The sequence below is a fragment of the Paenibacillus sp. BT-177 genome (assembly GCF_025846815.2).
Taxonomy (GTDB): Bacteria; Bacillota; Bacilli; order Paenibacillales; family Paenibacillaceae; genus Paenibacillus; species Paenibacillus polymyxa_C.
The window spans coordinates 136,994-161,103 of sequence record NZ_JAOYTP010000003.1 but is presented as its reverse complement, the minus strand read 5'-3'; the positions used below and the strand labels follow the sequence as shown (position 1 = coordinate 161,103).

Sequence of the window (24,110 nt, the reverse complement as noted above, 5' to 3'; positions counted from 1 at the left end):
TACAGTGACAGTTGATAAGGTTACGAGTGTGCCTACCGTCCCGATTTTCGGTGTTCAGGTATCAAGGCTTAATATGAAAGATACATTAAATGTATTAATTCAGGCGGTGAAGTCTCGCCGCCCCCATCAAGTGATCACTGCCAATCCGATTATGGTCATGGCTGCATTGGAAGATCCAGTGTATATGAATGTGATGAAGCAGGCAGAGTTGATTGTTCCAGATGGAACTGGTGTGGTCTGGGCTGCAAACTATGTTGGACATCCTGTACCCGAGAGGGTGGCAGGTTTTGACTTGTTACATGAATTGCTCGCAGCTGGAGAAAACTATCATTGGAAAGTTTATTTACTTGGATCAACGCCTGAAGTGATTCAAGCGACCGCTCAGCGGGTACATGAGCTTTATCCTAGAATTACGGTTTGTGGCAAGCGCGATGGTTTTTTTGGTCCTAACGAGGATGAAGCGGTGATTAGGGCTATTCGTGAAGCGAACCCTGATTTGTTGTTTGTAGCGCGTGGAGCGGATACGCAGGAACCTTGGATTGGTAAATATAAGGAACAACTGGGTGTACCGGTGATGATGGGGGTCGGCGGTAGTTTCGATGTTATATCAGGAAAAACAAAACGCGCACCTAAACTGTTTCAAAAGCTACGAGCTGAGTGGTTATATAGACTCCTAAAAGAGCCTAGTCGTTACAAAAGAATGCTTGCGTTGCCGAAATTCGCAGTGAAAGTGATGCGTGAAAAAGAAAACGTCACAAAAGTGTGATAAATAGCTTGAATCTGCCTTTAAAACCCGCTAATTTGCCAGAATATGAGGCTTGGTATTTATTTTTGATCAGAGTATAATTCAATGCGGTTACATCTGAAAAGGCATTGCTTTAAAATTGGGGGTCGAATGATCAAATGTTATTGATCTATATTATTGGTTTCATCATGGCACTGGGACTTGCGCTGTTACTTACGCCGCTTGTCAAGAAATTCGCTGTGAAGGTTGGAGCCGTCGATGTGCCGAATGCCCGAAAAGTACATACCCGAATTATGCCGCGTCTTGGCGGTCTGGGGATTTTCTTGGCATTTCTGTTGTCCTTATTGGCGATGTTACCTTTTGTGCCTGACGGAATGCTGTCCTCGCGGGATATTAACTTTATTGCAGCCTTTCTGATTGGCGGTACGCTGATTACATTGATTGGTGCTCTCGATGATCGTTTTGATCTTAATGCAAAATTGAAATTTTTGGCTCAAATTGCCGTGGCATGTATGGTCGTGTTTGCTTTTGATATTCGTGTGGATTTTGTAAATGTACCTTTTCAGGATGCATACTCTTCTTTAGAAAGCTGGATTTCCATTCCGCTTACGATATTTTGGATCGTAGGTGTGACCAATGCTATCAATTTGATTGACGGTTTGGATGGACTAGCTGCAGGTGTCTCAGGAATTGCGATTGGAACGATCGCTGTGATGTCACTACTAATGGGCAATTACATGGTGGCGATGCTTTGCCTTGTGCTGTTAGGTAGTATTATCGGATTTTTATTTTTTAACTTTCATCCTGCAAAAATATTTATGGGTGATACAGGGTCCTTATTTTTAGGTTTCTCTCTAGCTATGCTTTCAATGCTTGGTTTCAAGCAAATTGCTATCGTATCATTTATTACCCCATTGATTATTATCGGTGTGCCTTTGTCAGATACATTCTTTGCTATTATTCGTCGCAAGTTGCAGAAAAAACCGATATTCTCACCGGATAAAGGCCATTTGCATCACTGCTTGCGCGAACTAGGCTTCAGTCACAGACAGACGGTGTTGATTATCTACGGTATTGCTGTATTTTTCGGTATATTAGCCGTTATCCAATCGTCGGCTGCGCTTAATGAAGCAAACTGGGTCACCTTTGTCGTGATATGTATCATGATGTTCTTCCTACAGATCGGAGCAGAAGTTATTGGTCTCGTTGGCAAAACCAAACGTCCTGTTCTTAACACACTAATTCGGTTGTTGGCTAAACCAGATTCCCAGACGCGATCGAAATTATAATTTTAATTTAAATGTAAGCCTTCAAGCTTAGCGGTATACCGCAGGTTTGAAGGCTTTTTTGATGTTTGCTGTAAAAAAACTCCCTCCTTTTTTGAGAATTTACTAATTTTTTGTATGTTTGCTACCGATAAAAAAAGTAATGAATGATTACGTACCCCAAGGTGCGACAGAATCAAAGGAGGACAATGATTTGAAACGATTGCTATCCATGTTGCTGACGGTTGGTCTCATCATTGGCTTGGTGCCGGCGGCCCTGGTAGGTACGGCTCATGCTGCGACAGGAACTTATTTCATTTTTCCAAATGAAAAATATGATGCGGATTCGGCCAGAATGGTAAATACCGACCGTGTTACAGTTAACGGTACGATTAACGGAGTGAATGGAAGTACTATATCGTATAGTGTATTCCAACTCTCTAAAAATGGAACAAACCTTAACGTAGTTAATAAAAATGAGAGTCAAAAGGGCGGAATTACGGTCAATGGCTCTACGATTCAAATTTCAGACATTAAACTGTTTCCTGGTTTGAACCGAATTACATTCCAAAGTAGTCAAAATTCGGCTGAAATGAAGGACTCCATTTACATTGAGTATCAGGATGGACCCAAGCTGTATGATCTGTCTGCCACACTGAATGGTGAAACCCAGCAGTTAGTTGAGAATCAAACGGCGGTACTGACAGACGCACGAAATAGCGGTACGGATGATGTGAAAGTAGTCATTCAAGGTACGGCGCCTAATGCTGACAGTGTAACGCTTACTTCTACAAAAAGTAGCAATACGTATACTGTTAACTCCTATACCAGCTATAAGCTAACAGGAAGTGTTGTACTCAGCCCGGGTAAAAATATAGTGACGATTAAAGTGGGTAACGGAACTCAAGCTCTTACGGTTACGCGTGAAATCACGATTTATACGGGTAAACCTGAATTTTCTGATCTGACATTGAACAAGGACGGAAATGTGTCTGCTGATCTGACGACTTCGCCTGACTTTACTGTATCGTCTACGAGCGGTGTGGTTTTGAAAGGTAATGTTCTGGTTCCTTCCGGAGCAACTGATCCAGTAGTGAGCAAAATTAATGCTAGATTTACGGACGTAAGCAATAACGGTAGCGCAATTGGTGATACCAATGGAATTGATGCTACGATTGATACAGCAAATGTTGTTACATCTACTGGTTACAAATTATATCCGTTCCAGGTAACATTGCCTGATGGCATCGTAACCGACCACTTGATTCGTGCATCTCTGAGTGTAGGTTTTGCAAATGGAACGAGTTCCAATGCATCTGCGGTTCAATTTACATTGCGCAGCAGCACACAGCCTTATATTGATGACGTGAACTTTCTCCCGGATCTTAATAATCAGCTGTTGAATAGAATCAAGGGTAGCGGGTCTGATCAAGCAGCTGCCATAGATGAAGCCATGAAATTAACAGGAAGTTCTATGAAGAACAAGACTACTGATGCTCCATCAGTGCCTGTAGGTATGGAGTTTATCATTGTTAATGGTACGCCTAGCTCAATTAACGAGCTTTCTGGTGTATCGGTTCATACCGTGGGTTCACCCCAAGATGTGATTCGGACAATTAATGGTAAGTCAACACAAGTGAAAAAAATTGTTGCTTACGTAGATACTTTGCCTAAAGAAGGACAAAACGTACTGAATTTTTACCTGAATGGTGACTCAAGTAAATTGATCAAGGCAACTGTTAATTTATTGCAGGGTCCATTCATGAAATACGATACCATTTATGATGGTCAACAAATTCCGTTGAATACATCGAGTGCAAACTTAAATACGTACAAACTGAATCAATTAGGTTATTTTAAAGGTAAATTGCTGGACGTGAGTAATGCTGCGGATATTCACTACACTGGCAGTAACCGAAATGTATTCTTGTATGTGAACAACGTATTAGTTGATCTTGATGGCTCAGGAGCGAACTTTAAGTTGGCTGCTTCCTCGGAAACAGCGGCTGCCAACGCACTGGCAAACGGAAATAATGAAATCAAATTTGTGTTCAAGCCAGGCATCGAGTATAGCAATACGGTAAAAGTAAACTTTACACAAACGAATATTCCAGTAATTCCTGTTCCAAACACACAAGGAATTATTCCTTTTACACCCGTTAGCGGTCTGAGCAATACGCCGAAATATAGCGAAATTGCACCGAAATCAAAAGATGCAAACTTCACTAAAGTAGATGACACTAACTACAATACATCGCTGAAAAATATCAATATCTTTGGTACTTTCAGTCTTGCTGATTTGGGTAAAGCGGATCAGGTGAGTGGTTCGTTAAGTGATATTGCCAATAAAGATCAATACATTTTAGAAATTAAAGGTTCGGACGACAGTGAGGTAAACTGGACGCTGAATAACGAGTTCTTCTCAGCGGAAGATGCCAAAACTGCATACAACTCTGGTGCTACTACGGATAAGTTTACAAGCAAAGATTTGAAAGACCTGCTCGTATACTACCATCCGGACAAAAAGTATTTCAGTTTTGTATTGAAAAACCAAACTATTTCGCAAGATGGAACGCCAGTAGCTTATAATATTACCTTGTACAACAGCGGCAAGAGCGGACCGTTTGCTACTTTCCGACTGCAAGTATCCGGTCAATCCACATCTTTTGATATCTTGCGTCCGCTTCCTGAAAAAAGAATCGTGAATCAAAACTTTGTGCAAGTTGTTGTGAACGCAGGTAATGCAGATAGTGTTATGGTAGGTAAGGAAAAAGCAGTTCAAGAAGGCTTTGATTCTGATTACGATGGTACTGTTGATTACCCATCAACCTACAAAGCCATCGTTACAGGTCTAAAAGCCAACAAAGATAATAAAATTGATGTAGTGGTTACAGTAGGCAAGGAAAAATTAAAACAGACCATTACTGTTAAATATGTGCCTACTAATATTCCTGGCGAGCAGTACATGGAAGCGATGAAAACATCGCACAAAGTGTTCGATGGTAATCTTACACTTGCTTTCGCGAAAGGAACGAGCCTGATCCGTCGGGATTACGATCAACCACAGCAATTCAAAAATCAGGTTTTCTCTGGCCATACTTTGTACTTTGCGATCGCGAATAGCGAAGATGGTGTGGTAGACCGTCATGAATTTGAAACTGAAAAAGCATTGTCCGACATGCGGAGCTTGATTGCAGATGGAAGTAAATACTTCAACAGAGATTTCCCAAGTCGTTTTACCAAGTCCAGTCCAGTATTCTGGATTGACCCAGGTACAGCAGATGATATCAAAACAGATGCTTACGATCCGGTAACGTATGGTGCCGATCCTTATCAATTGGCTAACAAATCACAAAATGATAGCAGCAAGATCAAAAACTTTTACTGGCGTGACCCGTCTAACGAGCTAGTACCTTCCAAACGTGCTACATTGACGCTGACGTATGATAGCAGTATTGCTCAGGATGCAGGGAAACAAATGACAGTGTTCTATTTTGATTCTGATTTGAAGGATTGGCAGAACATTGGTGGTGTGGTGGATCCGAAGAAACATACCATTAAAGTACCGTTTGACCGCTTCGGCTACTATGTAGTCGCTAAGGTTGGGGAAACGTATAGTGATGTCATTAAGCACAAATACGCTAGAGATTATATCGAAGCTATCTTGGCTAAGGGTGTTATGAACCCGATGGATCCAATTAATAGCTTTGGACCTGACAGCTACATTAAAAGAGGCGAATTCACGTCGATGATTGTCAAAGGGCTGCAAATTCCGCTTAATTTCAGCGGAGCGAAGCATTTTGACGACGTGTCTATTCCAAATACGATATCAGCAGATGCGCTCTATGATTATCGTTATATTGAAACAGCTGCACGCGCTGGTATTGTCAAAGGTTCGCAACCAAGAATCTTTATGCCGGAAGATGTAATCACACGCCAAGATGCAGCAGTCATTATCGCTAAGGCATTGAATTTGAAGCTTGAAACAGATCATGACAAGATCATGAAGAATCTGTCTAAGACCTTTAAAGATGCGGACAAAATTGATTACTATGCACAGGCATCTGTGTTGGCTATTGCCAAGAAAGGCTTTATTACGGGTTCACCTGTTGATGCAAGCGATCTGAAAAAAGGATATATGTTTAATCCTACTTCCCTGACCTTGCGTGGAGATGCAGCCATTATTGTAGCTAAAGTTATGGCTGATAAAAAACTGCTTCCTAAAATTTAATCCTTCAACAACCTGAAATTATTAAACATCCCTCCATGAGAAAAGGAAATTCCCTTTCATATACATGAGAGGGATGTTTTTTATAAATCAGCTATTTGACTGGAATTAAGGGCCTATGCCATAATATCAAAGAGATGAAAACTTTGGATAAGCACTATGGCTTTTTCGTTTTAGATTTGCCTTTAATGACTGTTATTAATTGCTTTTTTTTAAGATTTTATCTCAAAATGTGTTTATTATTTTTCTATATGTTTTTTTTGCGCATTTATCTGAAACTTTACGCCTATTTCATCGTAGTAGAGGATGTGTGTGCTTAAATATTACATAGAGAAGTGAGTGGGGAGTGATGAGATGTCTCAGTTTTCAATACGCCGTCCTGTAACAGTATTTATGTTAATTGTTGCTTTGTTAATCGGGGGCGGTATTTTTGCGTTAAGGCTTCCTGTCGAGTATATGCCAGATATGAAGCTGCCTTACGCTGCAGTGGTGACCAGTATTCCAAATGCAACGCCTACTGAGGTTGAGGAATTGGTTACTAAACCTATTGAAAAGAGTTTGGCTTCTATTGAGAACGTGGATACAATCACGTCCGAGTCTTCAGAAGGATCATCTATGGTCATGATTCAATTTAACTGGGGAGTAGATATGAACCAAGCAACCCTCGACATGAGGGATAAAGTTGATACCGTTAGAGGATCTCTTCCAGACACGGCAAATTCGCCGCGTGTTCTAAAAGTGGACCTCAATGCAACGCCAGTTATTACCCTCGCTTTTACAGGAGACCAGGATATTAACAAGCTGAAGCCTATTGCTGAAGATATTATCGAGCCGCGGCTTGAAAGAATTGCGGGAGTAGCTGCAGCCAACATGTCAGGTGGTCAAGAACGACTCGTAAAGATCACTGTAGATCAGGCCAAGCTTCAAAGCTATGGCATTACGTTGGATCAAATTCGCCAAGCCCTATCGGCTAATAATGTTGCTGGCTCTGCGGGTTCTGTATATCGTGGTAATACACAAATTCAACTTCGAGTTCAAGGTGAATATAAAGCTGTTTCGGAAATGGGCGAAACGCCAATCCCTGTAGGTAAGGGAAGCGTGAAATTGAAGGATATCGCGACAGTTGAAGACTCCGTAGAAGAAGTCACCACTATTTCTACCTATAATGGGAAGCCAAGTATTAATATTTCTGTTACTAAGGCTACTGGTGGAAATACTCTTTCAATCGCTAATTCTGTGAAGGAAAGTTTGGAGTCAATACGGAAGGACCTGCCTCCGGGAACTCAACTGGAGATGGTAACGGATGCTTCCAAACCCATTAGCGATTCCGTACACTCACTAATAGAGCATGCTATATTAGGGCTTATTATCGCAGCCATTGTGTTGCTGTTATTTTTGAATAGTATACGTTCTACTATTATCGCTGCGATCGTTATCCCAATTTCCTTCGTAGCAACGTTTATGATGATGTATTTCACCGGACAAACCATTAATATTATTTCACTGAGCGGTTTGCTTCTGGGGCTAGGATCCTTTGTCGACTTTGCCGTTGTTATTATTGAAAATATCTTTAGGCAACGACATGAAGGGAAAAGTATGCTACAAGGAGCTATTGACGGCTCCAAGCAAGTAGGCAATGCGGTTATGGCATCTGCACTAGCACAGATTGTAGTATTTTTACCTGTTGTCTTTGTTGATGGTATTGCTGGAGTTATGTTTAAACCGTTGGCACTAACTGTTATCTTTTCTCATATAGCAGCCTTGCTCGTATCCCTTATGATTGTGCCGATGCTGGGGTCACGTTGGTTGCCTACCGTACCGGATGAATCTATATATTCTTCAGGTACTTATAAAGGTATTAACCCTATTGTGTGGTTTAATATCGGATTTGAGAAATTTAAGGGTGGCTATCGACGTGTACTGAAGTGGGGCATTAATCATAGAAAATCTGTTTTAATTATTACTGTATTGATGTTTGTGGCAGCTGGGGCTCTGATTTCTATGGTTAAGGCTGAATTTATTCCTGAATCCGACACTGGGGAATTCTCAGTTACAGTGAAACTTCCTAATGGAACAGTTCTAGAGGAAACTGAAAGAGTTGTTCAAGGTATAGAAAAAGAAATTTTGAAAGTTCCTGATCTGGACAAAATGACGGTGACTGTTGGTTCTGGTGGTCTTTCTGGTTATTCAGGGGCGGCTCCATCCAATTCGGCACAACTAAGTGTAACGCTGAAGGATGGCCATCAGGCAACAGATGTTATAGTTGAAGGCCTTCGTAAGAAATTTGATAGTATTCCGGATGCAGAGATTACACTGGCGTCCGCAACAGGTCTTTCGACTGGAGCAGCTGTTAACATTAATCTGAAAGGCGACGATATGGATGTCTTGAGGGAACTCTCCGACAATCTCGTTGCTGGCGTAAAGAACATACCGGGAACGGTCAATGTAAAAAGTTCTTTGAATGCGGTTCGCGAAGAATATGAGATTACTGTTAACCGAGAACTTGCTAGTCAATATGGCTTATCAGCAACCCAAATTTTATCCGCTGTGAACACTTCCTTTAATGGATCTGTTGCAACAAGCTATCGCACAGGTGATGATCAAATCGATGTGAAAATATCTCTGCCTGAGCAGGATCGACATGACTGGTCCTATTTGAAAGCATTACGTATTACCACTTCACAAGGGATTGATGTGCCTTTATCTTCGGTAGCAAGTATTGATAAACGCGCTGTACCGGATAGTGTCACCCGTGAAGATCAGACACGTCAAGTACAGATTTCTGCTGACATTGATGGATCAGGGGACATTCTAACCGTCAAACAGAAAATAGATGCTCTTTTGAAGAGTACTCACTTCCCAGAAGGCTATAGTGCAGATACGGGTGGCGGGCAATCTGAACAAATGATGGAGTCTTTTATAAACTTAGGGATAGCTATTCTGCTATCTGTAGTTCTGATTTATATGGTTATGGCAGGACAGTTTGAATCTCTGCTCACACCGTTTGTTATTATGTTTTCGATTCCGCCTACGTTAATCGGTGTACTTATCGGTCTAGTGGTAACGGGAGCGAGTCTCAGTGTTTCGGCTTTTACCGGTTACATTATGCTCGTCGGTTTGGTCGTAAATAATGCAATTGTCATGATTGATTTCATTATTCAGCTTCGAAAAGAAGGCGAAGATCGAGATGAAGCTATTATTCATGGCGCATCTGAACGGTTGCGTCCGATTTTGATGACAACGTTGGCTACCGTGCTTGCTTTGATCCCTATGGCATTTGCTAAAGGTGACGGTAATGAGACGCAAGCTCCTATGGCGGTTGTTGTTGTATTCGGGTTATCCTTCGCAGCTTTGGTCACGCTGATTCTTATTCCGGTTGTTTATGTTATTTTGGACAATATCATTCAAAAACGTAAAAATCGCAAACTAAAAAGACAAGAAAAGAGACAACTGAAAAAAGAAGCGAAACTGCAAAAAAGTGTTCATATATAAGGTGAGGTGGAGAAACATAATGAATAAAAAAAGTGCTCTGATTGCCACAACTTTGCTTTTATCAGTTGCATTAGCCGGCTGTGGTGGGGGGGAGGCCCCCACCACACCAGCTTCAGTGCAGAAGGCGATCCCAGTCCAAGTGGCAAAAGCGGCTAAAGGCAGTATTAACGACTCAACAGGGATTATTGGAAGCTTTGCTCCGAAAGAGACGGCTCAAGTATCTCCGAAAATTAGCGGAAAAATTCAAAGTATCAATCTTACAGTGGGGCAAAAAGTAAACAAAGGCGACACATTGTTTACTATAGACCAAAAGGATATTCAGGACTCGATTAAGCAATCTCAGGAATCGTACCAGGTTGCCTTGGCCAACTTAAAACAGGCTGAGTCAGGCGCAGCACAATCTGTGCAACAGGCGGAGTCCAGTGTGGATCAAGCCAAAAGTGCGCTTGTACAGCAAGATAACTCCATTACACAAGCTCAGACCAGTCTGATCGATGCTCAGAATTCCGTGCGTGATGCACAAAATACGCTTAATCGCAACCAACAGTTGTTTAGTGCGGGCGCTCTATCTCAATCCGAGTTAGAGCAGTCCCAAATAGCGTATAGAAAGGCTCAAACTGCTGTGGAGAATGCACAGATTGCACTGCACAATGCACAAACATCTAAGGAAAGTGCGCAAACCACATATAATAATGCCCAGAAATCATTGCGTCTTGCACAACAAAAAACGGGCATAGACGTAGCACGTGCTTCTGTAAATCAAGCTAAAGCCAGTTTAGACACAGCACGTAGCCAACTGGTGGATGCTGTAGTCAAAGCTCCGATTTCCGGCACGATATCGGTAGTAACAGGAGTCCAAGGACAAATGGTTAGTGCGCAATCTGCAGTTGTTACAATTGCAAATACCAATCCTATCATTGCTAAAGTCAACGTTTCTGAATCAGAGCTTCTGAAGATGCAGGTGGGTTCATCTGTAACTGTAGGTGTGGACTCATTAGACAAGCGCATTGAAGCCAGAGTGTCGGCCGTCAATCCGGTAATGGATAATGACCTCAAGGCATATCCTGTCGAGATTTCGGTTCCTAATGGTTCTGGCGAATTAAAATCAGGGATGGTTGTAACTGTATATATGAAGACAGAGGCTCCTAAAAACATTTTAGTATCGCAGGATGCCGTTACAGAGCAGGCAGGGAAGAAGTATGCATATGTAGTGGAAGGTACTGTTGCTAAGAGGGTAGAAGTGCAGACAGGCCAGGAAAGTGCCAAACAGGTTGAGGTCACCAAGGGGCTCGCTGAGGGACAAAATGTCGTCGTTAAGGGCGTAAGTTTGCTTTCAGATGGCGCGAAGATTAATGTAGTAAAATAATTTGTTTCGTTATATTTACATTATATTGCTGTTCTCCGTCATTTCTACTATTTAAAGTGTATTAGAGTATTAGATTTCTAAGGAATCTATAGTCTTTATGTACTTTATGTATTCTATGGATTATTCGTTACGAATATACTCCATTAAAGACCTAATTAATGTACAGAAAATACCCTTGTACATTTAAGGTTGAGAAGGTAAAAGTTGTAGGATGACGGAGGAACAGGTTCAATAGTATAATTATGACTGTGGAAAGCGGAATACATAATCAAAAAAAATAAAATTTTTTTTGAAACAGACGCAACTTTTTGGACCCATGCTACGTCTAATTGGGTGAGTATGAAACAAAGGGGTACAAAAGCGTAAAGACAAAATTCGCTAAAAAAAATCTTTACTGCATTGTTATCACATTGTATAATACTGGAGTACGTCATAAATGGACGCTTTCTTTCAACTAGATTCCAAGCTTCTGTGATATTGTCACAGATATCATTTTATAAGGGTTCTCATAAAGCTCGGAAAGGAGGTGTAACGACTGATGAGTGACAAGATCCGACAAAAAGACAAAAATAATATTTCTGTTTATATTCAAGGAGGAGAAAAAAAGGTTATGACAAAGTTTAACAAAAAAATGATCAACGTGCTGGCAACAGCAACATTGGTTGCTGGTGTAGCAGCTCCAATCGCAGCATTGACTGCACCAACTGCTATCCATGCATCTTCTAGTTTCACAGCTGTGAATACTCCTACTATTAGTGGAAACGCTGAAAACTTCACTAATCTTGATAGCAGAGTGAAAATTACAGTGAGCAAAGCTTCTGTAAGAGAAGGTTCTTCTTTTACTGTTACTTTGCCTAAAGGTTTTTATTTTAACAGCAGTGATGTTGCGAAAATTGCTGGTGTAACTGGTACAAGTAATGGCCCAGGTAGTGTAAGTGATGCTACTTATGGCTTGGGTGTATACGCTGATTTTGATGATAATAAAGATACTGGTATTACAGTTGCTCCAATCATCAACAATTATGACACTGATGGTAAACCAGTTAACGTAAACTCCGCAAAAATCACTTTTACGGGTCAAGATAACATTAAAGATGATGTTACTTTGTTCTTGAACTTCAGTAGAATTAATGTAGCTGGTCCAAGTAACGGTCCAGTTAAAGCAGCTATTGATGCAGCTTCCAATAGCGGTTTGACTAGCGGTGAAATTGCAATCGCAAACGTTGTTTCTTCTGGTCAAGTTTCTCTGGCAGCAAACGATACAGTTTCCAGTGAAGATAACTTCACAGCAACGCTGAAAGTTAAAGAGGAAACTGCAGGTTCTTTGACAGGTAGTAACTATATCAAGTTGAAATTGCCAAGTGGTTTTAAATGGGATGCTTCTGGTACAGCAGCAATTCTTTTTGGTGATATAAAAGCTGCTGACATTGACGCTAAATCCGATGGTGATACTCTTACTGTAAGATTGAAAGATACTGTGAAAAGCTCCAAACAAAATTCTTTCCAATTGCCAGTTAAATTCCATGTAGATGATGAAACAAATGCTAAACAAGGCGATGTTACTGTTAGCGTTTCTGGTAATGCAACAACTGATGTTAGCTCTCTTGTTGTTGGTAACTATGGCGAAATCGGTGGTGGTGTTACTGTAGCTACTCCAACAACTATCCTTGCTGGACATGACGAACAAAAAATTGGCGACATCGTAATTAAAGAAACTGTTGCTAAATCCTTTGTAAAAGGACGTACTGTAACTTTGCGTCTGCCTGAAGGTGCTCGTTGGCAAGAAACTTTCAAGAGTAACAACCCAGGAAACAGCTTCGCTGGTTCTATGGAGAATACTAACGGATTGGGTGGAGCAGAGGTATCTTACACTGACTCTGACAAACGTACTTTGAAACTGACTTTCAACAACCCTAACAGCACAACTGATGCTGGTACCTTGAAACTGAGAAACGTTGAAGTTGCTACGCAACCAGGTTTCTCCGGTGATCTGAACGTTGAAGTTGCTGGTAGCCAAGGTCTGAGCGGTAATGTTAAGGTTGCAACTGTGAAACAAGCAGTTACTCTGGCTGCTGCTTCCAAACCAACCCTGACAATCGGACTGGGTGACCAACAAGTTGGCGATATCACAATCACTGAAGCTGCTAAAGAAGCTTTCGTTAAGAAAGATGGTAGCCGTGAAGTAATCTTGGAATTGCCAACAGGCGTACGTTTTGCTTCTACTCCAGAAGTAAAAGTTACAGCTGGTGACGTTAAAGTGAAGAGCGTATCTACTGATACTTACGGCGAAAGCAACAAAGGCCGTCTGAGCTTCTACATCGACAGCGAATCTGCTACTCCAAGTACAATCACAATCTCCGCTCCTAAGCTGACTGTTGACCGTACTGTAGCACAAGGCGACATCGTTGCTAAGCTGAAAGGTAGCGCAGTTTCTTACACTGCATACAAAGGCGCAACTGACAACACTCAAAACTGGAAAGACAACAACACTGCAGCTGCTGAAGTAGCAATCGCAACTGTTGGAACTCCAGCTCCAGGTGCTACTAAAACTAAAGCTGTCTTCACACTGGGAAGCACTTCCTACACTGTGAACGGCGAATCTAAAACAGCTGATGTAGCTGCTTATGCTGAAAACGGACGCACTTACTTGCCAGTACGTTATGCAGCTGAAGCTTTGGGTGTATCCCCACAAAACATCCTGTTTGACAAAGCAACTTCCACAGTTACCCTGATTAAAGGTGACCGCGTTGCTCAAATCAAACTGAACACTAACCTGTTGACTGTTAACGGTTCTGTGATTCGTATGGACGTTAAAGCTGTAACTAACAAAAACCGTACTGTACTGCCTATCTTCTGGGTGAGCAGAGCGCTGGATGCATCCATCAACTATGATGCAACTGCTAAAACAGTAACTGTTGAAAACAACAACTAATTTAAGAGCAACTCTTTTGAGTTAACTGAATTAGATGAGAAGAGGGTTCCTTTTGGAGCCCTTTTCTTTTATTAGTCTTATTGACAAAGGAGAGAAATTATGAAACGTTTTGGAGTGGCATTACTATCCACATTGGTTCTTAGTTCTGCGTTTGCTAATCTTGCAGGAGCTCAGTCAGGTGATATAAAGGTTATTATTAACGGTGTGACTCAGCAATATACACAGTCTCCGATAGTCAGTCAAAATACAACCTTGGTGCCTCTTCGTGGTGTTTTTGAAAGCTTGGGAGCGCAAGTGGAGTGGGACAGCAAGGCTAAAAAAGTAACAGCATCTAAAAATGACGATACATTAACTTTAAATATTGGCTCCAAACTTGCTTATAAAAACAGTAAGCCGGTACAGCTCGATGCAGCAACTCAAATTCAAAAGGGTCAAGTGCTCGTTCCTTTACGTTTTGTGAGCCAATCATTAGGCGCCAAAGTAAATTGGGATCAGACTACACGAACAGTGACAATTTCGAATCAAGGTAGTGGTAGTGCTACTGACACCAATAGCTTGTCTAGTAAGCCACTTGCAGCTCCTGTGACCAAAGTTACTTATGATACTTACTATAATGACTCCTTGACCTATGACGATGCAGTCAAACTGGCTATTGCTGATAGTACTTCAGTGAAAACAGGAGAAGTGAGTATTGATCAGGCAGGAAAAATTTTAAAAGAGACAGGCAAAAATATTGACTTTGTTCCAGCAGAAGCAGGTAATGAGGGTCAAGATAAAGCTTACAAAGGTTATGCCCAAACGAACCTTAATTATGAGGCTACCAAAAAGAATCTGGAAATGACCAAAGAAAGTATTGAATATAATGTAAAAGATCTTTACAATAAGCTCCTTCAAAAACAAAATGCGGTTAAACTGGCAGCATTGAATATTGAAGATGCAGAGCGAAAACTTAAAGTTGCGCAAATCAAGAGAGATAATCAAATGTCGAGTGATTATGAAGTTACCCAAGCGACCAATCAGTTGACTCAAAATCAAGCAGCTTTGGATAAAGCTAAAAAAGATTTAGATAGTGCATATGTATCTTTAAATCAATTGATTGGCTACAAACCAGAGCAACGTTATGAATTGAAGGATAAGCCTGTATATTCTGAATTTAAAGATAATGTAGAGACAAAAGTAAGCCAAGTACTCACTAGCAGCACTGCCATTTGGTTGAGTGAGCAAAAAGTGGATTTGGCTGAACTGAGTTTGAAGCTTTATAACTTTAGCACTCCAGGAAATACCCCTTATGAAGCTGAACAACTTAATGTTGAAAAGGCTCAGTATGCTACAGAAGGCACAAAGAGACAATTGGAAGAAGCTGTGAGAACAATTTATAACAACATCAAAGCATTGGAAAGTCAGTACTCACAGATTCAAGCCGGTTTGGTGAGTGCAAGAAGTGCGGCTGATATGGCTAAGAAGCAATTTGATGTTGGATTGGCTACAGAGCTTCAGGTTTACGAGGCTAATTTGAAAGTGACTACCGCTGAACAACAAGCGGAAGATATTGTTTCAAGTATTGATACTTTGAAGCTGGCTTTCAATAAGCCATGGGCTATGCAAGGTTCCGCTGGAGCAAGTGCGCAATAATTTAAGCTTACCTATACTTGTTATAACCTGCAGTAGGAGGTCTTCATGAAATCACGCTATAAAGTATCGTTGGCTGCTGTTTTACTTGGAGGAGGAATTGTGGCTGGCTCTTTGATGAACAATTCAGTCAATGGAGCCTCCAGTTCTGGACAACCTGGAACAGCTGATGACCCAGTCGTAACCAAAAGCTATGTCGATCAAAAAATTGCTCAAGCCATCAAAGGTGGGGGAAGTGCAAGCAGTACTAGTAGTAAAACAACTAGCTCAACTGCTCCTGCAACAAACACCACTACTTCTAATACAACCACGTCTTCAGGAACCTCTAATGCAACTAAAAGTTCAACGGTGGAGCAGACAGAGGCTTTGAAGGTTGTTGATGTAAAGCCTGGTCAGAAATTGATTGCCAAAGCTGGAGCAGAATTTATTTTACGTAATGGAAATGCTGTTGTGTATAGCATGGATGCCAGTGGTGCTATTGATATTACTTCTGGAACTGAAATTGTTCATAACCAGGCTGTCGAAAAAAATCATTTATTATCGTTTCCTAGAGAAGGAAGAGGTATTCAAGTAAAAGAAGGCCAAAAGTATGGCTTAGTCGTTATGGTACGTGGCGGCTATACTGTTCAATAACTGGGGTCTATCTCTTTTTAAGGTACTCTTTTTCTTAAATCCTGCTTGGGATAGCAAATTGTTCTTGGCTAAGTTGACTTTAAACACTGCACACTAACTTCATGAAAAATAATTCATTGAGTGGAGGGTGCATACAATGGCGTCGAGAGGTCAAAGACGATTAATTCCTGAAAGCCGTGCCAGGTTAGATGATTTGAAGTATGAAATTGCTGCCGAGTTTGGGTTGCCTGTTTATAATCCTCAATATGCACATATACATCCGAATGCTGACAGTGAATTTGCTGCAGAATTGGGAGAGTTTACGAGGAGTCAAAATGTAGCGTGGCGCGATTTAACTTCAAGACAAAATGGCTCCGTTGGTGGAGAGATTACTAAAAGATTGATACAATCCGCTGAACGTAGCTTATCTGAATTTGGTACATTATAAATTGTAATTATTGATACAGATTTTAAACAAATAGTAGGTATACAACTGGAGCTATTTACATGTGGATCAAAATGGTTCGCATGTAAACTCACTTCATTTTCGAATTTTGTTATTTGGATGACATGAATTGACACCTTGTTTTAAATAGGATATCATGGCATTTGAGGCTTGTACGCAACCTTTTCCTACCGGAAAAGGTTCATTTTTTGTTAATCAGGTGTAAAAGATATCTTCCGTCATTTGTTGGATTGGAGGTAACTGAATAATGCCATGCCATGTTAGGATTTATTAAAATCCTCATGTATTTTAATTGTGGGAGGTTGAAATTCATGTCTGTAAAAGGTCGTCATTTGTTCACGTCCGAGTCTGTAACAGAAGGCCATCCGGATAAAATTTGTGATCAGATATCCGATGCTGTATTGGACGCCTTTTTGGCTAATGACCCTAATGCACGGGTAGCATGTGAAGTATCGGTAGCTACCGGTCTCGTTCTCGTCATTGGTGAAATCAGCTCCAAATCGGAATACGTGGATATTCCATCCATTGTTCGTAATACGATTAAGGAAATTGGTTATACACGTGCAAAATACGGTTTTGACTATAATACTTGCGCTGTATTGACTTCTTTGAATGAACAGTCGCCAGACATTGCTCAAGGGGTTAACGCTGCCCTGGAAAGCCGTGATCCTGCTGAAGTAGATAAGGAAACAGAAAACATTGGGGCTGGGGACCAAGGATTAATGTTCGGTTTTGCTACGAACGAAACACCTGAGCTAATGCCTCTTCCTATCGCTATGTCTCACCGTATTGCACGACGCTTGTCTGAAGTGCGTAAGGATGGAACACTGAATTACCTTCGTCCAGATGGTAAAACTCAAGTAACGGTAGAATATGAAAATGGCAAACCTGTCCGTATTGATGCCATTGTGGTTTCTACGCAGCATGCAGAAGATACTACTTTGGAGCAAATTCAAGCAGATATCAAAGAAAAGGTTATTTTGCCAGTGGTTCCTGCTGAATTGCTGGACGAGCAAACCAAGTACTACATTAATCCGACAGGACGCTTTGTAATCGGTGGTCCTCAAGGGGATGCAGGTCTGACAGGCCGTAAAATTATTGTGGATACGTACGGTGGTTATGCACGTCATGGCGGGGGAGCATTTTCGGGTAAAGATCCGACCAAAGTGGACCGTTCTGCTGCTTATGCTGCTCGTTATGTGGCGAAAAACCTCGTGGCAGCTGGATTGGCAGACAAGGTGGAAATTCAGCTTGCTTATGCCATCGGTGTAGCTACGCCTGTTTCGATTAACGTCGATACATACGGCACAGGGAAAGTCAGTGATGAAAAACTCGTTGAATTGATCCGAAATAACTTCGATCTTCGCCCAGCAGGCATCATTCGCATGTTGGATCTGCGTCGTCCAATCTACAAGCAAACAGCTGCCTACGGCCACTTTGGACGCACAGATCTGGATGTACCGTGGGAGAGTGTAGATAAAGCGGAAATTCTGAGAGAGCAAGCGGGGTTATAATCCTCGTAGGTCATCAGAATAACGCATTAACCTAAAAAGACTGTTCATGCTATGCATGAGACAGTCTTTTTTTGATATGCTTTGCTATTAACTATGAACTTGCCACGGTGTACTTAATTTCGCTCCACTATTCGGATATCGGTGCGAGACCCAATAAATTTCTGAGTAAATGACATACCTTCTGTACTTCCTTATATTGCTCCAAATACGCAAAAAGAGCTTTTAAGAGACCTTTCTGAGGGTTCGATTTCAGAGCCTCTTCCTTTAATTGAGCGTAAATTTGCTGACATTCCTGTTTCTCCTCTGAGCTCCACGAAGACAGCAGTATACTGTCTTCCAGGGAATGGAGAAGGCCGTTGATTTGACGACCTTGGTCAAAGGGATTACTTAAAGCGCTCTCGGGTAACCAGCCTTTCTTGCTCCAAAACAAATGGGGAGCGGGATCAGCACTGCTCAGGCTGGTTGCCAAGGAACTGGATAAGAAGATGATAAACTGTGTTAGATGCTCAATCGTTTCATCATTCATCCGGTCGGCAAAGAAGCGAATATATTCAAACACAATGCTTTTCAGCACAAAGGTTATATCCCATGCATGATCTTCAATGCCTGGTCCAAAAATATCAATCAGACAGTCGCGAACCCATTTGTATAATTTGTATTCATGCTGTTCAAACGCACCATTGAGTTGTTCATTTTGAAAAATAAGCATGGAAGGCTCAGGAAGATCCATCATGAGATACACTTTGTTTTCAACAAGATTTTTCAAGTAGAGTACAATAAAACCGTGCAGCTTATCGTGTTTAGATAGGTCAGGTTTACTGTAGAGAGCTCGGATGTCTTGTTCAATATTGTTTTCCAGAATGATACACATTTCCAAAGGCAATTCTTCTTTCCCTTGAAAATATTTATAGAAGGATGCTTTTGCCATCCCACTTTCTTTGGCGATTTCTTCAACAGATGTTGAATAATAGCCTTTTCTGGAGAACAGCCGAATGGCCGCCTGTAAAATATCATTTTTTTTACTTTCCATACATACTTCCCTCCAGGAACCAACTCGACAGCATGCAAATTTACCACTTCATACATTACAAAGATTGGTCACGTGTAATAACTGTGTGCTGCTGTTTTTTGAGTTGTCGGTGTATCTTGTACTTGGCCATAATCATATACAAGGACGGCACCACAAACAAAGTTAACAAGGCCGAAAATAACAAACCGAATATGACGGTGAATGCCAGTGGCTTAAAGAGCAGGCTCCCTAATAGTGCTAATGGAATCATACCTACAATGGCAGCCAGGGAAGTCAACAAAATCGGTCTGAAGCGAGCAGCGGCGGCTTGTAGTACGGCTTCCCTTAACTCCACTCCTTCATATCTTGCATCCTCGATAAATTCAATTAAGACAATCCCGTTCCGTACCACAATACCCGCAAGTGCAATAATTCCCATGATGCTCATAAAACCGATGGGCATACCAGTCAGAAAAATACCAATAATCCCGCCGGCGGCTGCTAGGTACACGGTCGTCATAATAATAATAGGAATGGAGAGTGAATAAAACTGCATCGTGATCAAGAGTAAAATGAGTAAGACTACAACCATCGCCAGCTTCCCTAAATCTCCGAATATGGTGGACTGATCGGATGTTTCACCGCCTACCTCCCATTTATAGCCTTCAGGAAACTTCATTTGTGCCAGTTTGCCTTCCACATCTACCATGGCTTCACTTGCAGTTCTTCCATTCAAGTCAGCTTCGACCGTAATCGTCCGCTCCATATTGTAATGCTTGATTTGCTGAATAGCAAATGACGGTTTAATCTGTACAAGCTGGTTTAATGGAATTTGCTTGCCAGCTGCATTCACTACACTTAATTGTTGGAAAAGCTTACTTGGCTCCTCGTTACTGTGATTCAAATACATTTTGATATCTACCAGACTACTTCCCGTATCGAATTGACTGACTTGAGCTCCTTCTTTTAACAGAAGAAGGGTACGAGTCAAATCTGTGTAGCTTACTAGATACTGATCCATGGCTTGTTTGTTGACCTCAAGCTCGAGGGCATATCGTTCAATTCCTATGTCATCTACGATGCCCGTTGTGCCCTCAACTGTCGCGATCTGCTCCTTTGCTTTTTGGGCAAGGGTTTGCAGTTCATTCAGATCCTGACCTGAGATACGAATAGAAACGGGTTTACCTACTGGAATCCCAAGACGGGGAACATACATGGTAACCGTAACGCCAGGGTAGGATTTCTTAACATGTTGTTCCCAAGCATCAACTGTCGAATTGAGATCGAATACGTTCTCTTTTCCGACAACAGCAATCTGACCTACGGTTTCGTTATAACTGATAGTTCCACCCGCACTATTAATGTCACTAAACAGTTGGGGGGCAGTCCCACCTGCACTGTAAACGACCTTGGAAGTTTCGGGTTGCTTCTTAATCCAGCCTGCAAGATCTTTAACGACCTGGTCGGTTTCCGCAATGGAAGTGCCTACAGGCATTTTTACATTTAATGCAACATGAGGATCTTCAGATTCAGGGAAAAGCTCAACCGATGTAAAGGGAACTAATCCATAAGCGGCTGTTCCAAGCATGAGTCCAACCATAGCCGTCAGCAAGGGACGCTGAATGACTTTAGGCATCAGCTTTTGTGAATAAAGCTTGTTTAAAGAGTGAATCTGCTGACCGAGCAAGCCTACTGGTTTAGATTTCCTCTGAGGATGACGAGTCTGTCTGCGTTTCTCATACCACTCTCGAAAAATAGGGATGATCGTGAGAGACATGATCATAGAAGCTAACATGGCCAGAGAAACAATGGTGGGAATGGGTCTAATAAAGGCACCTACATTTCCGGGCAGAAACAACAATGGAGCAAAGGCAGAGATCGTGGCCAATGTTGCAATCAAAATAGATAGCATGACCTCTTTGGTACCTTTTATAGCTGCAACGGAGGGTGGCTCTCCTAATTCCGTAAGTCTGCGCTCAATATTATCGTTTACCACTACAGCGTCATCCACGAGTATGCCGAGTACAATGATCAGACCGACAACGGAAATCTGATTTAGAGTAATGCCGAACATAGGTAGAAAGATAATGGCAATCGAAACCGAAATAGGGATTGCCAGCGCGACAAAAGCTGAGGTGAGTAAATTCAAGCCCAACATACAAACAAGAATAACCGCTGCAATGGCCAGAATCGTTTCACGCTTTAAGTCGTCAAAGATATGGCTTACCTGATCCTTTTGTGCAAAAAGAGTCTGTAAGTGAACACCCGCAGGGAGTGTTTTCTCCAGCTCTTTGAGCTTGCTATTGACCTTTGCGCTCATAGAAGGGATGTCTGTGCCTGTTTCCGCCCCAATACTTAGTGTAATGGCCGGTTTACCCTCTACGTAAGCGAAATATTCTGCCTCAGGATGTGCCAGCTCAGTTGTGCCGATATCTCTTAAATAAACAGGGTTACCTTCTTTTGTACGTGTCAAGATGACCTGATTTAATTCGTCAGCTTTTTCGGTCTCACGAACAACGAGTTGATAGGTTCGTCCGTTGTATTCAATATTACCAGTAGGAACCCGATCAATCTGAGACTGGATCGCTTGTGCCACTTGTCCCCACGACAATTGATATTGCTGAAGCTTTTGGTTGTCGATATGGATACGTACTTCCTGATCGGGAAGACCATTGAATTTGACACTGGATACGCCGGAAATTGTATTAAGTTGATCTTTCCAGGTGGTGGTCAAATCATTTAGTTTATACAGTGGGGCTGATGAGTCGGCGGTCAGGGCATAAGAGCCGATAAACGAGCTGGTTAGCTTGTCATTTATAACAGGCACTTCAGCGCCTTGAGGAAGATCAGCTTGTGCATCCTGCACTTTTTTACGCATATTATCCCAAACCGTTTGAGGATCGACTCCATTTTTGGATTCGATTAAAATAGAGGAGAATCCGTTCCCAGAAGTCGAATTAATCGTTTTAACACCTTCAACCTCCTTGATGCGTTTCTCCAGCTCTTTAGTTACGGTTTGTTCTACTTTTTGTGGTGAAGCACCGGGATAGACGGTTGTGACCGTAGCGTTCTGTATGGTCACATCTGGCATTTCCTGCTGTGGTAACTGGAAAAACCCAAAAGTTCCAACTACAATCAGCATGACAAAAAACAGCAATGTTATTTTTCGTTTTTTTACGATGTACTCAATCATGGACGTCCGCCTTCCTCCGACTGAATCGCATTTCCATCAAACAGGGATTCTGCCCCTTTAATGACAATACGTTCTCCTTCACGAAGCCCGGATACAATTTGCAATTGATTATCTACAACATGATTGCCAAGCTCCACAGGGGTTCTAACCGCTTTTCCTTGAACATCTTTGAAAATAAAAGGCTTGCTTCCCGTATTGATGACTGCTTCAGCAGGCACAAGAATACCGTTCTTGTCTGTCACCTGATGCGCAGCTTTGATGACCTGGCCGGGTAACCAGTCTCGCTGTGGATTGGCAATGACAATCTCTACGTTAACCCTCCCTGTATCGGTGCTGGTTGATGGATAGACGTTGGACACCGTACCCTGACGAGTTTCTTCATAGAGCGCCACCTTTACCTGTTGTCCCTTTTTCCAATCCTTAATTTCACTGTCTGGTACGGGAAGGAGTACTTTAAGACGGTCGATGGAGCCTATGCGATAGACGGCTTGGCCCGACGCGACCAAATCACCTGTATTCACGATTTTGTCTAGGATTACGCCGTTCACAGGAGAAGTTAAACGGGTGCGTGACAGTGCCAGCTCTGCCTGGCCCTTGGCAACAAGGGCTTTTTCGTAGTTGGCACGCGCTTGTTTTTGGGAAGCCTCAGCCTGTTCGCTGGCTGCAAGAGCTTTAGTTTTACCTGCAATCGCATCCTGAAAGGAAGCTTGGACAGATTGATGCTCTTCGACTGTGGCTCCTTCCAGCAAAAGAGATAAGGAAGCTTTTGCTTGCTCCAGATTTTGAAGAGCAGTGGTAGCGTTCAGGCGGGCGTTCTCGTTATCCGACGCGGTAGCTGCACCCGCCTCGAACAGCTTTTGTGTCCGCTCGCTATCCGTCTTGGCCTTGTTATAGGCGCTTTGTGCCTTATCGACAGTGGTTTGAGCTTGCTGTTTTTCCTGAGCGCGCGCACCCTTGTTGACCTTGCTAACATTTGCACGAGCATTCGCAATACCAGCATCGGCAGATTGAATCGCAGAGTTAGCTGCCTGTAGGTTAGCCTGTGCGTTATCTATACCGGCTAGAGCTTCTTGGATCGAGGCCGTTGCCTGTGCAACCTGCAGCCTATAGTCAGCGTCATCTAGACGGGCAATGATTGCCCCTTTTTGGACTAGAGTGCCAGTAGTGACCTCTGCGCCGGCGACGATACCTCCATTTTGAAAGGCCAGTGTACGTTCCTCATAAGCCTGAAGGGTGCCTGACAAGTCATAGGCGGTATGGAGTGGTGTATTTTTGACGATTGTAGTGCGCACAACGGTCGGCTGTGCGGATGAACCTGAAGCAGCATCTTTTTTTCCGGTAGAGCATCCGGCAATTGCGAGGCTCATTGATAAGGTGAGCATGATGATGGCCCGTTGTTTATTCATGATTATCCTTCCTTCCGATAGGGTCATAAAATCGAGTTTAAACTAATTGGTTTAAAATGAACTCATTAGTTCATGTGTATTATAGTGCGCCTATATTGCATTCGTCAATTCACTGTTTTGGATTTTATGAATTAGTTGGCGGAATTTCGGAACTTTTGCCTTTATAATAAGTCTATTAACATAAGAGGATTTTTTTGTTTATTGGTAGAGTACATGTGCGGATTAATCCGTTTGAATACAAAGAAGATGGGAG

13 protein-coding genes are annotated in these 24,110 nt (G+C 42.1%); 10 read left to right on the top strand and 3 right to left on the bottom strand.

What is annotated here, in order from left to right:
• Positions 1-4 precede the first annotated feature (4 nt).
• The 10 genes from OIU26_RS11095 to metK all read left to right on the top strand — a co-directional run bounded on the left by OIU26_RS11095 (position 5) and on the right by metK (position 18,249).
• The gene (locus OIU26_RS11095; protein ID WP_264216863.1) at positions 5-766 is read left to right on the top strand and encodes a WecB/TagA/CpsF family glycosyltransferase; all 762 of its coding nucleotides are present in this window, start codon (positions 5-7) and stop codon (positions 764-766) included.
• Positions 767-903: 137 nt separating this feature from the next.
• Entirely contained in the window at positions 904-2,034 is a 1,131-nt protein-coding gene (locus OIU26_RS11090) for a glycosyltransferase family 4 protein (protein ID WP_013373415.1), read from the top strand.
• A gap of 190 nt (positions 2,035-2,224) precedes the next feature.
• Positions 2,225-6,241 (top strand): S-layer homology domain-containing protein, encoded by a 4,017-nt coding sequence (locus OIU26_RS11085; protein ID WP_264216862.1) that lies wholly within the window; start codon positions 2,225-2,227, stop codon positions 6,239-6,241.
• Between the two features lie 351 nt (positions 6,242-6,592).
• Positions 6,593-9,730: an efflux RND transporter permease subunit gene (locus tag OIU26_RS11080; protein WP_264216861.1), complete on the top strand. Its 3,138-nt coding sequence runs from the start codon at positions 6,593-6,595 to the stop codon at positions 9,728-9,730.
• A 19-nt stretch (positions 9,731-9,749) separates the two neighbouring features.
• The gene (locus OIU26_RS11075; RefSeq protein WP_264216860.1) at positions 9,750-11,096 is read left to right on the top strand and encodes an efflux RND transporter periplasmic adaptor subunit; all 1,347 of its coding nucleotides are present in this window, start codon (positions 9,750-9,752) and stop codon (positions 11,094-11,096) included.
• Positions 11,097-11,634: 538 nt separating this feature from the next.
• Positions 11,635-14,028, top strand: a complete 2,394-nt coding sequence (locus tag OIU26_RS11070; RefSeq protein WP_264216859.1) for a copper amine oxidase N-terminal domain-containing protein — start codon at positions 11,635-11,637, stop codon at positions 14,026-14,028.
• A 99-nt stretch (positions 14,029-14,127) separates the two neighbouring features.
• Positions 14,128-15,660: a stalk domain-containing protein gene (locus OIU26_RS11065; RefSeq protein WP_129550102.1), complete on the top strand. Its 1,533-nt coding sequence runs from the start codon at positions 14,128-14,130 to the stop codon at positions 15,658-15,660.
• A gap of 45 nt (positions 15,661-15,705) precedes the next feature.
• Positions 15,706-16,290, top strand: coding sequence for a hypothetical protein (locus tag OIU26_RS11060; RefSeq protein WP_040102717.1), 585 nt, complete (start codon positions 15,706-15,708; stop codon positions 16,288-16,290).
• A gap of 136 nt (positions 16,291-16,426) precedes the next feature.
• The gene (locus OIU26_RS11055) at positions 16,427-16,717 is read left to right on the top strand and encodes an alpha/beta-type small acid-soluble spore protein (protein WP_013373408.1); all 291 of its coding nucleotides are present in this window, start codon (positions 16,427-16,429) and stop codon (positions 16,715-16,717) included.
• Between the two features lie 329 nt (positions 16,718-17,046).
• Positions 17,047-18,249 carry a methionine adenosyltransferase gene (gene metK / locus OIU26_RS11050; RefSeq protein WP_013373407.1) on the top strand — a complete coding sequence of 401 codons (1,203 nt, stop codon included), beginning with the start codon at positions 17,047-17,049 and terminating at the stop codon, positions 18,247-18,249.
• Between the two features lie 127 nt (positions 18,250-18,376).
• Here metK and OIU26_RS11045 read toward each other — a convergent pair whose 3' ends face one another.
• Genes OIU26_RS11045 through OIU26_RS11035 form a run of 3 tightly spaced genes read right to left on the bottom strand, consistent with a single transcriptional unit; the run spans position 18,377 to position 23,857 of the window.
• A complete protein-coding gene (locus OIU26_RS11045; RefSeq protein WP_264216858.1) occupies positions 18,377-19,279 on the bottom strand; it encodes a TetR/AcrR family transcriptional regulator in 903 nt (300 codons plus the stop codon).
• A gap of 55 nt (positions 19,280-19,334) precedes the next feature.
• Positions 19,335-22,451: an efflux RND transporter permease subunit gene (locus tag OIU26_RS11040; RefSeq protein ID WP_264216857.1), complete on the bottom strand. Its 3,117-nt coding sequence runs from the start codon at positions 22,449-22,451 to the stop codon at positions 19,335-19,337.
• The gene (locus OIU26_RS11035; RefSeq protein WP_264216856.1) at positions 22,448-23,857 is read right to left on the bottom strand and encodes an efflux RND transporter periplasmic adaptor subunit; all 1,410 of its coding nucleotides are present in this window, start codon (positions 23,855-23,857) and stop codon (positions 22,448-22,450) included. Before OIU26_RS11035 ends, OIU26_RS11040 begins: the two co-directional genes overlap by 4 nt.
• Positions 23,858-24,110 lie beyond the last annotated feature (253 nt).